This window comes from Hymenobacter polaris, from assembly GCF_012927305.1.
GTDB lineage: Bacteria > Bacteroidota > Bacteroidia > Cytophagales > Hymenobacteraceae > Hymenobacter > Hymenobacter polaris.
Genome location: NZ_JABBGH010000001.1, coordinates 796,373 through 810,053, shown reverse-complemented (window position 1 = coordinate 810,053; position 13,681 = coordinate 796,373). Strand labels below are relative to the sequence as shown.

Here is a 13,681-nt window from a genome sequence, read left to right as displayed (position 1 = left end):
ATCTCCCACATTTCCACATTTAAAACTAATTATCCTGCAAGATGTCCATGAACTCAATGGCCGAGTTTTCCATGCGGAACACCATGCGCTCAACCAAGATGCTGAGCCAGTTGTAGCCGATGTGGGCAATAATACCTACGATAAGTCCCGCCGCCGAGGTCACCATCTTGGTGTAGAGGCCGCCGGCAATCTGGGTAATGCCAAATTCGCCGCTGCTCGAAATGGCGTAGAAAATTTTGATCACCCCGATGATAGTACCCACGAAGCCCAGCATGGGCGCGATGCCGGCGATGATGCCCAGGATGCTGATGTTCTTTTCGAGGCGGGCAATCTCAATCTTGCCCACGTTCTCGACGCTGGCCTCAATCTCGGTGATGGGTAGGCCGATGCGGCGCAGGCCCTTCTCCACCATGCGGGCCAGCGGCGAGGGGTGCTGGGCGCAGTAGAGCTTGGCGCCCTGCAAGTCGCCCTTCACCATGAGGGCCCGGATGCCCTGCATAAACGATTCGGGCTGCCCCCCGGCCTTGCGAATGGTGAGGTAGCGCTCAATCATAATGTAGAGCGCGATAAAGAGCAGGATAAAGAGCGGGAGCATTATCCACCCCCCTTTTCCAATCAAGTCGACCAAGGAGAGACCGGGGGCGGCATTGGCCAGGGCAGTGGCGCGGGCGGCGGCCGTATCGGTAACCGCCGGGGTGAGCGCCGGGGCGGCTTGCAGCAAAAGAACGGACATTAATGCGGGGAAAACGAGACGAAGAGCGAGGCAACAAGCGCGCGGCCAAGTAGTGGCCGGCAGCGCAATCAAACGCAGAGGCTAACTTCCAGCCGCCGCCTGGCGACTAAGCTACTACTTCATTAAGCCAAGGCTAAATTAGTATTTAGCAAGGACTTATTAAACAGCTGGCGATAAACCGCGCAGCAGCTAGTAGGGCAATACGGAAGAAGCTTTGTCGAAATTGGGATTGTGGCGCAGCTTGGCGGCGGTGTAGCTGGCCGTGGCTTTATCGGGAAAGTCGGCGGCCGAGAGGCGGTAGTGCCGGGTGCCGAAGTAGGGAAAAATAATCTTGGCGGGGCGGCCGGCTTTGGCCAGGCGGCGGCGGCCTTCTTCGGCGTGGGCCAGGTCGTCGTAGGCGGCCACCACCACGTAGAAACGCCCGGTGCGCCGTTTAATTGTGGTAGTAGCCCCTAGGGCATGGGCGGCGGCCAGCGCCTGGGCGGTGCCGGGGCGGGCTGGGCTGGCCAAAGCCTTCGCTGCAGCCACCTTGACCAGCGGCTTGGCAGCCGGGGCTTCCGCGGGTGCCGCGGCCGGGCTAGCCGCAGGTGCTGCGGCCAGCGGCTTGGTTACTGCGGGCGCTAGCGTGGCAGCCGGCTGCTTGGTCGCGGTAGCCGGTACTGCTGTGGTAGCGGGCGCCGAAGCTTCCCAAGCAGTCTCGGCAGTGGCAGCGGCCGGAACGGTAGCGGCGGCGGTAGTCGCCGCCTCGCCGGGGGCAGTTGAGTTGGCCGCTGATGCCGGGGTGGCGGTTGAGGCCGCGGGCAGCAGCTCGGTGACCGGCTCGGTGTTGGCGCCGGGGCGCACGGTGGGCACCGGGGCGAAGCTAGGCTGCCCTAGGGTAGCCTGTTGCGGCGCGGGCCGGCTAGCAACTTGGTCGAAGCGCGGCAGGTAGCTGCGCAGCGCCACGGGAGCCGCGTCGGGGTGCAGGCCCAATAAGTACACGGTAGCCACGGCCACGCCAGCCAGCAGGCCGATGGCGGCGCCCGGCACCAGGCGGGCCCAGCGCACCTGCCGGCCCGCCGAGCGCAGGCGCGGCACCAGCTGGGCCTGCTGCTCGCGGGCCGCGCGGGCGTCGAGGGTGCGCACGGGGTGGGCCGTCAGTTCGGGCAGGCCGTAGGCGGCGGGCAATAAATTATCGGTGCCGGTGTAGTCGAACTGCAAGCCGCGGCCCGGCAGCTGCCGAAACACGCCAATGCCCGGCAGCTCGGTGCGCTGCTCGGTGCGCAGCTGCTGGTGCAGGGTGGCCACAGCTTGGCGCACGGCCTCGCGGGCCTCGGGGGCGCCTAGGCCCAGATGCTGGCGCAGGGCATCTACCAGCAGGCCGTCGTTACGAGTAAGAGCTTGGTTGAACGCTACTTGGCGGGTGGGCGGAAACAGCAGGTGCCGGCCGGCGGGGCGCACCTGCGCCGGGGTGTACTCCACCACCAGCCCCCCAAAGTCCGGAATTATCACGCAATCGTGGTCGCGGAGCAAGGGGCGTAGGTGGTCGGCAAGATTCATTTTTCAGTGACTAGTTGGTAGTGACTAGTGACTAATGGGCAGTAGCTCCAACTTAGTGGCGCGGCTCCGCAATAGAGCCGCGCACCACTAGTCGTTAGTCACTGGTCACTAGTCACTAAAACGTGTAGCCGACGCCGCCGATGACGTTGATTCCCTTCACCGGGTAGTTGAGGAAGCGCTGGTAGCGGCGGTTGGCTAGGTTGTTTCCAAGGGCAAAGATGCTAAATTTTGGGGTAATGCGGTACTCGGCGCGCAGGCTGAGGTCTACGACGGCGGTGGTTTGCTGGTCTTGCGGCACGCGCGGAAACACCGAGCCGGCGTCGCGCGCCACGTAGTTGGTGCCCCAGTTGGGCGAGTAGTAGCTGAAGTCGGCCCCGAGCAGCAGCTTGCTGCTGGCGTTGTAGGTGCCGTAGAGCGTGCTCACCAGCGCGGGGCGGCCGTAGGGGTGCGCCAGCTTATCGAGGCCGTAGTGGTTGTAGTCGGCCTTGAGGCCGGCGCGCCACTTCTCGGCGCGGCTGTAAAGCAGGTCGGCGTGCACACTCAGCACACCCACGTTGGTGGAGTCGTAGACTAGTCCATAACCTGAGAAGCCTCCTAAACTATTTCCTCCAAGATTATAGAAATACAGATTGCGAGCGCGGCCGTAGCTGGCGCGGGCGGCCAGCGAGAGGCCACTAGCCGGCGCGGCCGTAAAGCCTATGTAGGCATTAGGGCCGTAGCGCGTGTCGGCCACGCGCTGACTACTATACCCAGCAAGCCAAGGGTTTTCCTGAGTCAGGTCGTAGAGCGTGACGCGCTGGATGGCGCCGCCCAGGCCAGCATATAGTTGGAATTTCTCAGGTACGATGTTGTAGCCCACCCGAATGGCCGGGTACACCGCGCCCTTGCCCGCGTCATCGGGGTTTTTGCCGTTGCCCAGCGGCTCGTTGGAGTAGCCTAGGGTGGCACCTAGCTGCAAAGTCAGGCCCTCCTTGGCGTTGAACTCGTAGGCGGGCGTCACCTGCACAAAGTTGCGGTGACGAGGATTGGCAAAATAAACCGGAAACAATTTGGATGTTTCATCATCTTCTTTCTCCGTGATGAACGAGCCATTCGCCTGCACAGTAATTCGGCTGCTTTCACCCAAAGCGTAGCCAGCTTTGCCATCGAGCAGGAAGTTGTTTTCCGACGAGCCAAAGTCGTTTTTCCAGTACTTGTAGCCCACGCCCAGCTCGTAGGTGAATTTGGCCTCGGGCGCGTGGTTGCGCACGTAGCCGCGCACGCCGAAGCGGTTGAAGGTTTGCTGGATGTTGCTGGGGTCGGGCGGCGTGGTTTGCACCGCCGGGTCGTAGCCGTAGAAGTGGTAGCGCTCGCGGGCGTAGTCGAGGCTGGCCCCTAAGGCGGCTTGACCCAGGTAGTACTCGCCGGTGGCGGCCACGCTGGTTTGGGCCACGGCCGAGTTCTTGCCATCGACCGGGCCGCTGGCCGAGCTTTGGTGGCGCAAGTCGAGGCCGTAGCTATACTGCTCGTTGCGGGTCGAGTGCAGGTGGGCGCGGCCGTACACGGTGCCGTAGTTGCCCACGCCCAGCTTGGCGTAGTTGCCGGTGAGGGGCTCCAGGGTTTCGGGCGCTACGGTGAGCACCTGGCTGACGGGGTTGAGGCGCCCGGCCGGCAGCCGGAAATCGGGGTAGCTGTAGGTGAGCTGGCGGGTAGCTTTGGGCGGGGGCGCCAGCTTTATCTTTTCGAAGTTGCGGGTAGCCTCGGGCAGCGTGTTCACCCGGTCTTTCACCACCTCGATTTCGGCATCCTGGATGGTGCCCCGCGCCTTGCCCCGGCCCTGGGCCTGGGCGCCTAGCGTGGCCGCAGCCCCTAGGCCCACGGCTAACCCAATGCTTGATGCCTTACGTGCTAAACCTTTCATTTATCTTATTTTAACCCAACAAGGTACTAAACTAATGAGGCAACCGCCCACCGCTGGCGCCGTCCCGGCCCCACTTATTTCACCGGCTTAGCTGGCGCTGACCTTTGGTTGCGCACGGGGGCTTTAACCGGCGTAGTGGGCCTAGGCGCGGCGGGCGCGGCAGTTTTCGGCGCGGCGCTGGCGGGCGCGGCGGCTGGCTTGCTGGCCTTGGGCGCGGGCGCCGGGGCGGGCTCGTCGCCGTCGCCGGCGGGCAGGCCCTGCAGGCGCTGGCGGGCGCCCTCCACTATCTCGGGCACCGGAAACTTATTGTCAATGATGGAGTTGAGCGTGGCCCGCGCCTGGAAGATGTCGCGCTGCGCCGTGTAGACGTCGGCCAGTAGCAAAAAAGCGCGGCCCTGCCACTGCTCGTAGGCGCTGTAGTTGGTGTTCACCTTAAAGGCCTCGGTGAGGGCCTCGTCGTACTTCTTCTGCTTGAAGCGCACGTCGGCCAGCAGGTACTGGGCCTCGGCGCCGTTCACGTCGCTGGGGGCGGCCTGCACGGTGGCTTGCAGCTCCTGGGCGGCTTGGTCGAGGTTGCCGAGCTGGTAGTCAGCCTTGCCCAGGTAGAGCAGGGCGCTGGTAGTAGCGCTGGCAGTGGCGCCAGCCAAGGTGCTCAACTCCTGGGCGGTGGCGCGGGCCTGGGTATAGTTGCCGCCGTCGTAGTAGGCGCGCAGCAGCCCTAGGGTAGCGGTGGCTACCTCGCGCCGGTTTTGCGAGGCCGAGCGCAGGCGCTGGTAATACTTAATGGCCTCGGGGTAGTTCTTGTTAGCCAGCTCCAGGTCGGCCACCCGGCCCACGGCGCGGTTCACGTACTCGCTCTTATTCTCGTCTACCACGGCGCGTAGCAGCGGCAGGGCCTTGGTGGCGTCGCCGGTCCGCAGGTACGAGTCGGCCAGCAAATAGCGGGCGTCGGGCGAGAGGGCGTTGTCGGGGTACTGCTGCAAGTAGGCCTGCAGGCGCGGCAGGGCCTGCTGGTACTTCTCAGCCAGGTACAGCGACTTGGCGGCCTCAAATTCCACGCTCTCGGTGGCTTTCGAGTTGGGGTTTTGCGCCTTGTAGGCGGCCAGGGCCTGGTCAAACTCTTCGGTGCGTCCGAGGCTCGTCAGGCTTTCCTGCAGGTTGTAGAGGGCCTGCTGGGCGGCGCTGCTGCGCGGGTAGTCGGTCAGCACCTTCTGGAAGTCGGTCACCGCCTTGTCCTGCTGCTCCAGGTTGGCGTAGGCCACGCCGCGGCGCTGGTAGGCCTCGGGCAAGAGGCTGCTGGTGGGCCGGTTAGTTATCAGGCGCGTGAAGCCATCGACGGCCGGCTGGTAGTCGCCGGCCTGAAAATCGAGCTGCGCCTGCTGAAATACCGCCTGCTCGGCGTAGCGCGAGTCGGGCGCGGCCTTGAGCAAGGCGGCCAGCGTTTGGTTGGCTTCGTCGCGGCGGCCCAGCAGCCCAAGGGTCACGCCCTTCTGGTAGTAGGCGTAGTCTTTCTGGGGCGCGTTGGCGTCAATTACCTTGTCGTAGAGGCCTAGGGCGGTGTTGTAGTCCTTGGCCACGTAGTAGGTGTCGGCCAGGCGCAGGGTGGCGTCGTAGTAGTTTGGGTCCGAGGGCGTGGCGCTGGGGTCGCTCAGGTAAGCCTTAAACTGCGGCTGGGCCTGGGCGTAGGCCTTGGTGTTGTAGTAGGCGTAGCCCAGGCCGTAGCGGGCCAGCTGCACGTACTGGGTTTCGTCGGCGCTCACGCCGCCCTGGCGGGCGGTGCGAGCGGCGGCGGCGTAGGCGTTGATGGCCTCGGGGTACTGCTGGCCCACCGAGTAGATTTCGCCGCGCAGCACCTGGGCGGCGGCCCGCAGCGCATCGTCCTGCGGGTAGCGCAGGCTCTTGTCCAGCAGAGGCAGCGCTTCGCTGTACTTGCCGTCGTTGAAGAGCGTGGCGGCCTGGGCGTAGGCCACGCGCTGGTAGGTGCCGTTGAGGGTGGTGCCGCGCTCGTCGCCCAGGCTCTCCAGGTACCCTAGGGCCTGCTGGTAGTCGGTGCTCGACAAGAAGGCGTCGCTCAGCAGCTGGTCGGCGGCGGGCTGGTTTTTGGAGCGCGGGTACTTGCGGCGGAAGTCGCGCAGGGCGGCGATGACCTCGGGGCCGTTGCCCAGCTCGTACTCCACCTGGGCGTACTTGAGGGTGGCGTTTTCGGCCACGTCCTTCTGCAGCTGGCTTTGGCGGGCGGCGTCGAAGGCAGCCAGGGCCTGGGGCTTCTGGCCGGCTTGCAGGTAGCTCAGGCCCAGGTGGTAGGCCGCGTTCTGGCCCAGCGAGTCGCGCCGGCTGGCCACGGGCTTAAACGCCGCGATGGCGCCGGGGTAGTCGCCCTGCTTGTAGTTGGCAAAGCCGATTTTGTACTGCACGGCCGGCTCCAATTGCCCTTTGTGGGCGGCGGCGTACTGGTCGAAGTAGGGCGCGGCGGCCTTGTAGTCCTGCTGCTGGTAGTAGGCGTCGCCCACCAGCAGGGCCAGCTCGCCGGCCTGCTGGGGCGGCGGGTTTTGCTTCAGCGCCTGGCTGCCGTAGGTAATCAGGCCGGGGTAGTCGCCCTGCTTGTAGTAGCTCTGGGCGATGAGCGTGGGCACCACGGAGCGGTAGGTGGCGCTTTCGCCGGCCAGCTGCAAGTCCTTGCGCGCCCCGGCGTAGTCACCGCTTTGCAGGCCCAGGTAGCCGGCGTAGTAGGCGCTGGCGGGGCGGTACTCGCTCACCTCCTGCTTGTTGCGGTCGAAGAGCGGCTTGGCCTTGGCGTAGTCCTGGAGCTGGAAGTAGCTGTAGCCGAGCTTAAAGTCGGTTTCCGAGCGCTGGGCGGCGCTCAGGTTGCTGGGGGCCGTGCGCTGGAAGTAGGTGCTGGCCTGCGCGTAGTCGCCCTTGGTGAAGTAGAACTTGGCCAGCTCGAAGTAGGCCACGGCCGCCTGCGGGTGCGTAGGGTGGCGCTCGGCAAAGGCCAGGATGAGTGCCACCGCGTCGGGGTGCTGCTGGTAGAGGCCGCTCACGGCGTAGTAGTACTCGGCATCGGCCAGGCGCTCCTGGCGGCCGGTGGTTTCGGGCGGCCCGCTTTGCTCACCGGCCCCCAGGCTGGCCCTGGGGGGCACCTGCTGCATGTACTGCTGCATGGCCTGCTGGGCCGCGCCGTACTGCCGGCGGTCAAAGAGGTCGAGGCCTTCCTGGTAAAAGCGCTCGGCGCTGGCGAAGGTCTGGGTTTGCTGGGCGTGGGCGGCGGGGTGGGCCAAAGCCAGCGGGGCCGCCAGGCCAGCCGCCAGCGCCAGCCGGGGGAGTTGCTTCATACGAAAGGGCAGTCAGGCAGGAGCCGGGCGGCGGCACCGCCCGGCAGCGGTCAAAAGTAGGGCGAAAATGCGGGGTGCGCCAGTTGGGGAAGCAAACGCGGCGTGGGCGGCGTTTGGTGTACTAGGCGCTGGCTAGGAGCAAATCCGGATTTTGCAACTTGCCACGCTGGAACGTCAGGCTGAGCCTACCGAAGCAGCTCTACTGCTTCGCAGAACGACCCAGGTGAAGCGGTAGAGCTGCTTCGGTAGGCTCAGCCTGACGTTCTTTTGGCCTTACCTTGCCCGCCCAACCACCCCTAGGCCTCCCTCCCGCTTGCCCACCGTTCCCGCCCTCCGCGTTGCCCACCTCAGCAAGCGCTACGGCGCGCAGGTGGTGCTCGACGACCTGAGCTTCGAGGTGGCCCAGGGCGAAACGCTGGTGCTGCTGGGCCCCAGCGGCTGCGGCAAAACCACCATGCTCAAAACCCTCAACCGCCTGGTGGAGCCCGACGCGGGCACCATTGAGGTGAACGGCCAGGACGTACGCCAGCTGCCGCCCGCCCAGCTGCGGCGCGGCCTGGGCTACGTCATTCAGCAGGTGGGGCTGCTGCCGCACCTCACCGTGGCCCAAAACGTGGGGCTGGTACCGGGCCTGCTGGGTCGCCCGGCGGCCGAAACCCAGGCCCGCACCGCCGCCCTGCTCGAGCGGGTGCACCTGCCAGCCGCCCGCTTCGGGGCCTTGCTGCCGGCCCAGCTCTCGGGCGGGCAGCAGCAGCGCGTGGGGCTGGCCCGCGCCCTGGCTGCCGACCCGCCCGTAGTGCTCATGGATGAGCCCTTCGGCGCTCTCGACCCCATCACGCGCGCCGCCGTGCGCCGCGACTTTCGGGAGCTGGATGAGCTGCGCCGCAAAACGGTGGTGCTGGTGACCCACGACGTGGCTGAGGCCTTCGAGTTGGCCGACCGCATCCTGCTGCTCAACCAGGGCCGGATTCAGCAGCTGGGCACCCCTAGGGAGCTGCTGCGCCAGCCCGCCAACGACTTCGTGCGCCAGTTCTTCCAGGCCGAGCGCCTGGGCCTGGAAATGCGCGTGACTACCCTGGCCGAGCTGCGGCCTTACCTAACCCAGGCGCCCCTAGGGGGTGCCGCGCCGCCCGAAGCTGCTGGCACAGTGGCCGGGGCTGGCGCGGACGTGGCCCAGCCGTGGGCGGCCAGCGTGCACGAGGCGCTAGCTCAGTTGGCCCAGGCGCCCGGCGGCGGGCTGGCGCTGCCCGGCTGGCCGCAGCCCGTGGGCCAGGGGCAGTTGCTAGCCGCGTTTGGCCGCTGGCTCGAACTCCCTAGCCCTTCCGAATCCGCATGAAGACCCTGACGGAGCTGCTCGCCTTTTGGCGCGACCACCTCGACAAGCTGGGCCAGCAAACCCTGATGCACGTGGCCCTGACGGCGGCGGCCCTGCTGCTGGGCGTGGCCGTGGGCGTGCCGCTGGGCATCTGGCTCACGCGGCACCGCCGCTGGCAGGGCCTGGTGCTGGGGGCGGCCGGCGTGCTGCAAACCGTGCCCAGCATCGCCCTGCTGGGGTTTCTGATTCCGCTGCTGGGCATCGGGGCCGCGCCGGCCATCCTGGCGCTGCTGTTGTACTCGCTGCTACCCATCATCCGCAACACGGTGGCCGGCATCGAGAGCGTGGACCCGGCCGTGGTGGAAGCCGCCCGCGGCCTGGGCTTCACCGACGGGCAGGTGCTGCGCCGGGTGCAGCTGCCGCTGGCGCTGCCGGTACTCATGGCCGGCATTCGCACGGCCACGGTCATCAACGTGGGGGTGGCTACGCTGGCGGCCTACGTGGCGGCGGGCGGCCTGGGCGAGTTCATCTTCGGCGGCATCGCCCTCAACAACCCCGCCATGATACTGGCCGGGGCCGTGCCCGCCGCCGCGCTGGCGTTGGCCTTCGACGGGGGCCTAGGGTGGCTGGAGCGGCAATCGGCGCGGCGCCTGCGGGCGGCGGGCGGCGCGCTGCTGCTGGCCCTGCCCCTGCTGGCGGCCGCCTACTGGCTGCCCAGGGCCACCGGGCGGCTGCAAGCCGGCTTCAGCCCCGAGTTTGTGGGCCGGGCCGACTGCCTGCCGGGCCTCACGCGCACCTACCACCTGCGCCGGCTGCCCAGCGTGGTGCTGGCGCCCGCCCTGGTGTACGAGGCCGCCCGCGACGGCCACGTGGACGTGATTGACGGCTACAGCACCGACGGGCGCATTCGGGCCTACGGGCTGCGCGTGCTGCAGGACGACCGCCACGCGCTGCCGCCCTACTTCGCCGCGCCCGTGCTGCGGCCCCAGCTGCTGCGCGCCCACCCCGAACTGGGCCCGGTATTCGACCAGCTCAGCGGCCAGCTCAGCGATTCGGCCATGACTACCCTCAACTACCAGGTAGACTACTTGCACCGCGAGCCGCGGGCGGTGGCCCTAGGGTGGCTGCACCGCCACGGGCTATACCGGGCGCCGCGCCCCTTGCCGCCTGGCGCGCCGGTGGTGCGGCTGGGCTCCAAGATTTTTGCTGAGCAGTATATCTTGATTGAGATGTACGCCGCCCTCATTCGGGGCAACACCAACCTAGGCGTGCAAACCAAAACCGGGCTGGGCGGCACCACCATCTGCTTCGAGGCGCTACGCGGCGGCAAAATTGATATGTACCCCGAGTACACTGGCACCGGCCTGCAAGTGCTACTGCAGCCCTCGGCGGCGGTGCTCGACTCGCTGGGGGGCCGGCCGGCGGCGGTGTACCAGTACGTGCGGGCCCAGTTTGCCCGGCGCTACGGCCTGGAGTGGCGCGCGCCCCTGGGCTTCAACAACGACTACTGCCTACTCATGCGCCAGGGCCAAGCCGGGCAGTTAGGCATCGCCAGTATCTCGCAGCTAGGGCGCTATCTGGGGCGCTAGGCGGGACCTAGGGCGGCCGTTGGAGTAGCCAGCAGTGATACCAGCCGGATAGCGGGTAGTAGCAACTAGGCAGGATTGAACTCAAAAATACCCGGAAGTAGGTATTGCGGCAGCTTGGAGCGCGCGGGAGCTTTGCGATGGCGGTCAGGCAATTATCCTCGCCCGCCGCCAGCCGCGCCCTCCTACTCTGAGTTCATGAAAACAAATGCTACCCTTTACCGGGGCCGGGCGGCAGCGTGCCTGCTGCCCGGCCTTTGGCTGCTAGCGGCCCTAGGCCAGCCGGCCGCCGCCCAGGGCTGGCTGGGCCTGGCCCTCAGCAACTACGGCGGCACCAACGGCGCCTACCTAAACCCCAGCGCCCTGGCTGACTCGCGCCTGAGCGCCTACCTCAACCTGGGCGGCGCCAGTGCTAGCTTCTACAATTCCTACCTGCAGCTCAACCTGCCCCAGAAGCCCTGGGAAAAGGGTTTTTCGTTTCGTAAGGCGTATTTGGTGGAGCAGCCGGGGGGCAGCGGCCCGCAGTTTGCCACCGCCACGGCCGATGTGCGCCTGCCCTCGCTCATGCTCACGCTGGGGCCCCGCTCGGCGGTGGCCTTTAGCAGCCGGGTGCGGGGCTTTGCCCAGGCTACCGGCGTCAGCTACAGCCTGGCCCAGCTGGCGCGCTACGGCCTGGGCGAGGCCAACCAGCTGGGCCTGGCGGACCGGCTGCTGACCGACAATAGCTTCAACCTCGAGGCCAACGCCTACCACGAGTTTGCCCTCAGCTACGCCCGCACGCTCACACCCAACACCACGCATTTTTTCAAGGGCGGCCTAACCTTCAAGTACCTGGTGGGCCTAGGGGGCGGCTACGTGCGCAACGAGGGCGTGCAGTTCAGGGTGCTGGATAAGAACACGGTGGAGTTGCAAAGCCGCCAGCTCAGCTATGGCCTCACCGACTTCAACCTCTACGGCCAAAGCGGCTTCAAGGCCGGCGACCTCTACGGCGCGCAGCAGCTGGGCCGCGGCTTCGGCGCCGACCTGGGTTTGACCTACGAGTGGCGGCCCGACTACGCGCGCTACGAGTACGACATGGACGGGCGAACCCGGCCCGACGAAACCCGCAACAAATACCGCCTGCGCCTGGGCGTGGCCCTTACCGACCTGGGGGCCCTGGGCTATAACAGCGCCCAGCACGTGCGCCAGGGCCAGCTGGCGGGCACGGCCACGGTCCGCCTGGGGCAGCTCGATACGCTGACGTTCCGCACCTTGCAGTCGGTAGAGAACACGGCGCAGCGGCTGGTGGGGCTCAGCAGCACCAGCCGCGAGTTTACCACCTACCTGCCGGCGGCCCTGCGCCTCACGGCCGACTACCACCTGGCGGGCCCCTTCTACGCCGGCCTGCTCTGGACGCAGAGCCTGCTGCCGGCCAGCAGCCTGGGCAGCCACACCCCCAGTTTGCTGGCCCTGGCGCCGCGCGTCGAGTTTAGCCGCGCCGAACTGGCCGTGCCCGTGGTGTGGGCCAACGGCTACCGGCAGTTGCAGGTGGGGGCCATGCTGCGGGTGGGCCCGCTAGTGCTGGGCTCCGACAACCTAGGGGGCCTGCTGGGCATTACCTCGGCCCGCGGGGCCGATGTGTACTTCGGGCTGGCCCTGGCCCTGCGCCGCTACCGGCCCCGCGACAAAGACGGCGACGGCGTAAGCAACCGCTACGACAAGTGCCCCAAGGAAAAAGGCACCTGGGCTACCCGCGGCTGCCCGGCCCCCGTCGGGCCGCTGCCCGCGCTGCCTCCCCCTAGCCCCGCCGCCCCTACCGATTCGCTGCCGCCCGCGCCCGCCGCGCCCGCAGTGGTGCCACCCGGCTTCGCCGCGCCTATGGTGCCGCCCGCCCCGGCGCTACCTGCGGCAGTGCCGCCCACGGCCCCGCCCGGCCCTCGCTAGGGTGCTTTTACCCGGCCTTATCCGTTTGCTTCTCTCCTATCACTACTAGCTTTTAACTTCATGAGCAAGCTTTTTACCCTTCTCTTTCTGGGGCTGCTGCTGGTGCTGCTCGGCCTCTCGGTTTCGGCCCGCCCCTAGGCCCGTCCCCGTGGCCTTTACCGGGCCTAGGGCCGCGGCCGGCTAAAACGACAGCGCTACAGTGGAGGTCAGGTTGCCGTAGTTGGTGGTGCGGCTGCCGCTGTCGTTGTCGAAGCGGGGGTTTTTGGAGTTGAGGAACTTGCCTTCCAGGCGCACCAGCACGTGGCGGCTGGGGGCGTAGTCGAAGTTGAGCGAGGCGCCGCGCACGTTGAAGTTGCGCTGGGCGGGCGTGGGGGCCAGAAAGCGCACCACCACCCCGTACTCGGCGTAGTAGTACTCGGCGCGGGCGGCCACGTGCCAGCGGGTGCCCAGCTGGCGGCGCACCACCAGCTGGCCGGTGTGCCAGGGCGTGTTGGGGGCATCGGGGCGGGCGCGCTGCTGGGTGCCGATGTCGAACAAGGCCAGCACCGACCAGCGCGCATCGGGCATGTACACCACGTACAAGTCGTGGAAATAGCGGTAGCGCCGGGCCGAGTCCTGGGGCTGCTCGTTGCCGAAGAAGGTGCTGCTATTGACCAGCCACTTCTCGGACGGGCGCCACTGCAACTGGGTGCCCAGGGCCTTGCCGCGGTTGTTGTCGCGAATATTTTGCCACCCATTCAGCACCAGGCCCGTCACGGTTACTTTAGGCGAGATTTCGTAGCTGAGCTTGGCGCCGGCCTCGTAGTAGGGCGAGCCCTCGGCGGCCAGCGAGTGAGTCACCGTCCAGTTGTCCTTCGAGATGGCCGACTCGTAGCCGATGTGCGAGCCAAAGACGCCGATGTCGAGCCAGGCTTTCTTGAACGGCCGGAAGCCCGCCCACGCCTCGTAGATGCTGCGCAGCAGCACCGGCTCGGCGGCGTAGTTGGCCTCGGGGTAGGTGCCGGCCTGCAGCCCTAGGGCCCCGTGCACTTGGCCGTTGTCGTAGCGCAGGCCCACCAGCGCCTGGTTCACGGTAAACTCGTCCTGGCGGTTGTGGGAGTAAAAGAATTCGGGCCGCTGGGTGCTGCTGGGGTGCGGAAAGTCGTAGCCGTAGTAGCCGTCGAGGTAGCCGTACACCGTCACTTTGGCCGTATCGGCCGGGTAGGTGGCCGTTTGGGCCTGGGCTACTGCGGTGCTTAGCAGCAGCAGGGAACAGCTGAGTAAATAGTGCTTCATAGAGAAAAAACCGTGCAATTCGGGGAAGGTACGGCGCCCGGCAGCGGGCTGGCCCCGGCCGCCGCCGGGCGCCGGGCC

General features: G+C 66.9%; 8 protein-coding genes. 3 read left to right on the top strand and 5 right to left on the bottom strand.

What is annotated here, in order from left to right; all coding sequences use genetic code 11:
• Nucleotides 1-25: 25 nt before the first annotated feature.
• From HHL22_RS03445 to HHL22_RS03430, 4 genes are all read right to left on the bottom strand, one after another.
• On the bottom strand, nt 26-733 hold the full coding sequence (locus HHL22_RS03445) for a MotA/TolQ/ExbB proton channel family protein (protein ID WP_169529564.1): 708 nt from the start codon (nt 731-733) through the stop codon (nt 26-28).
• A gap of 189 nt (nt 734-922) precedes the next feature.
• Nucleotides 923-2,272: an HU domain-containing protein gene (locus HHL22_RS03440; protein ID WP_169529563.1), complete on the bottom strand. Its 1,350-nt coding sequence runs from the start codon at nt 2,270-2,272 to the stop codon at nt 923-925.
• Nucleotides 2,273-2,387: 115 nt separating this feature from the next.
• Nucleotides 2,388-4,130: a TonB-dependent receptor gene (locus HHL22_RS03435; RefSeq protein WP_169529562.1), complete on the bottom strand. Its 1,743-nt coding sequence runs from the start codon at nt 4,128-4,130 to the stop codon at nt 2,388-2,390.
• Between the two features lie 116 nt (nt 4,131-4,246).
• Nucleotides 4,247-7,504 carry a tetratricopeptide repeat protein gene (locus tag HHL22_RS03430; protein ID WP_169529561.1) on the bottom strand — a complete coding sequence of 1,086 codons (3,258 nt, stop codon included), beginning with the start codon at nt 7,502-7,504 and terminating at the stop codon, nt 4,247-4,249.
• A 313-nt stretch (nt 7,505-7,817) separates the two neighbouring features.
• Here HHL22_RS03430 and HHL22_RS03425 point away from each other — a divergent pair, with 313 nt between their 5' ends.
• From HHL22_RS03425 to HHL22_RS03415, 3 genes are all read left to right on the top strand, one after another.
• Nucleotides 7,818-8,840 (top strand): ABC transporter ATP-binding protein, encoded by a 1,023-nt coding sequence (locus tag HHL22_RS03425; RefSeq protein ID WP_169529560.1) that lies wholly within the window; start codon nt 7,818-7,820, stop codon nt 8,838-8,840.
• A complete protein-coding gene (locus HHL22_RS03420) occupies nt 8,837-10,408 on the top strand; it encodes an ABC transporter permease/substrate-binding protein (RefSeq protein ID WP_169529559.1) in 1,572 nt (523 codons plus the stop codon). Before HHL22_RS03425 ends, HHL22_RS03420 begins: the two co-directional genes overlap by 4 nt.
• A gap of 195 nt (nt 10,409-10,603) precedes the next feature.
• Nucleotides 10,604-12,328: a DUF5723 family protein gene (locus HHL22_RS03415; RefSeq protein WP_169529558.1), complete on the top strand. Its 1,725-nt coding sequence runs from the start codon at nt 10,604-10,606 to the stop codon at nt 12,326-12,328.
• 180 nt (nt 12,329-12,508) lie between these two features.
• Here the strand turns inward: HHL22_RS03415 and HHL22_RS03410 are convergent, their stop codons facing one another.
• Nucleotides 12,509-13,603 (bottom strand): outer membrane beta-barrel protein, encoded by a 1,095-nt coding sequence (locus HHL22_RS03410; RefSeq protein ID WP_169529557.1) that lies wholly within the window; start codon nt 13,601-13,603, stop codon nt 12,509-12,511.
• Nucleotides 13,604-13,681: the final 78 nt, after the last annotated feature.

Bases quoted from the DNA above. Each gene is read 5' to 3' on its own strand.
- HHL22_RS03420 (WP_169529559.1), top strand. From the start codon at position 8,837: ATGAAGACCCTGACGGAGCTGCTCGCCTTTTGGCGCGACCACCTCGAC.
- HHL22_RS03410 (WP_169529557.1), bottom strand. From the start codon at position 13,603: ATGAAGCACTATTTACTCAGCTGTTCCCTGCTGCTGCTAAGCACCGCA.
- HHL22_RS03430 (WP_169529561.1), bottom strand. From the start codon at position 7,504: ATGAAGCAACTCCCCCGGCTGGCGCTGGCGGCTGGCCTGGCGGCCCCG.
- HHL22_RS03415 (WP_169529558.1), top strand. From the start codon at position 10,604: ATGAAAACAAATGCTACCCTTTACCGGGGCCGGGCGGCAGCGTGCCTG.
- HHL22_RS03445 (WP_169529564.1), bottom strand. From the start codon at position 733: ATGTCCGTTCTTTTGCTGCAAGCCGCCCCGGCGCTCACCCCGGCGGTT.
- HHL22_RS03440 (WP_169529563.1), bottom strand. From the start codon at position 2,272: ATGAATCTTGCCGACCACCTACGCCCCTTGCTCCGCGACCACGATTGC.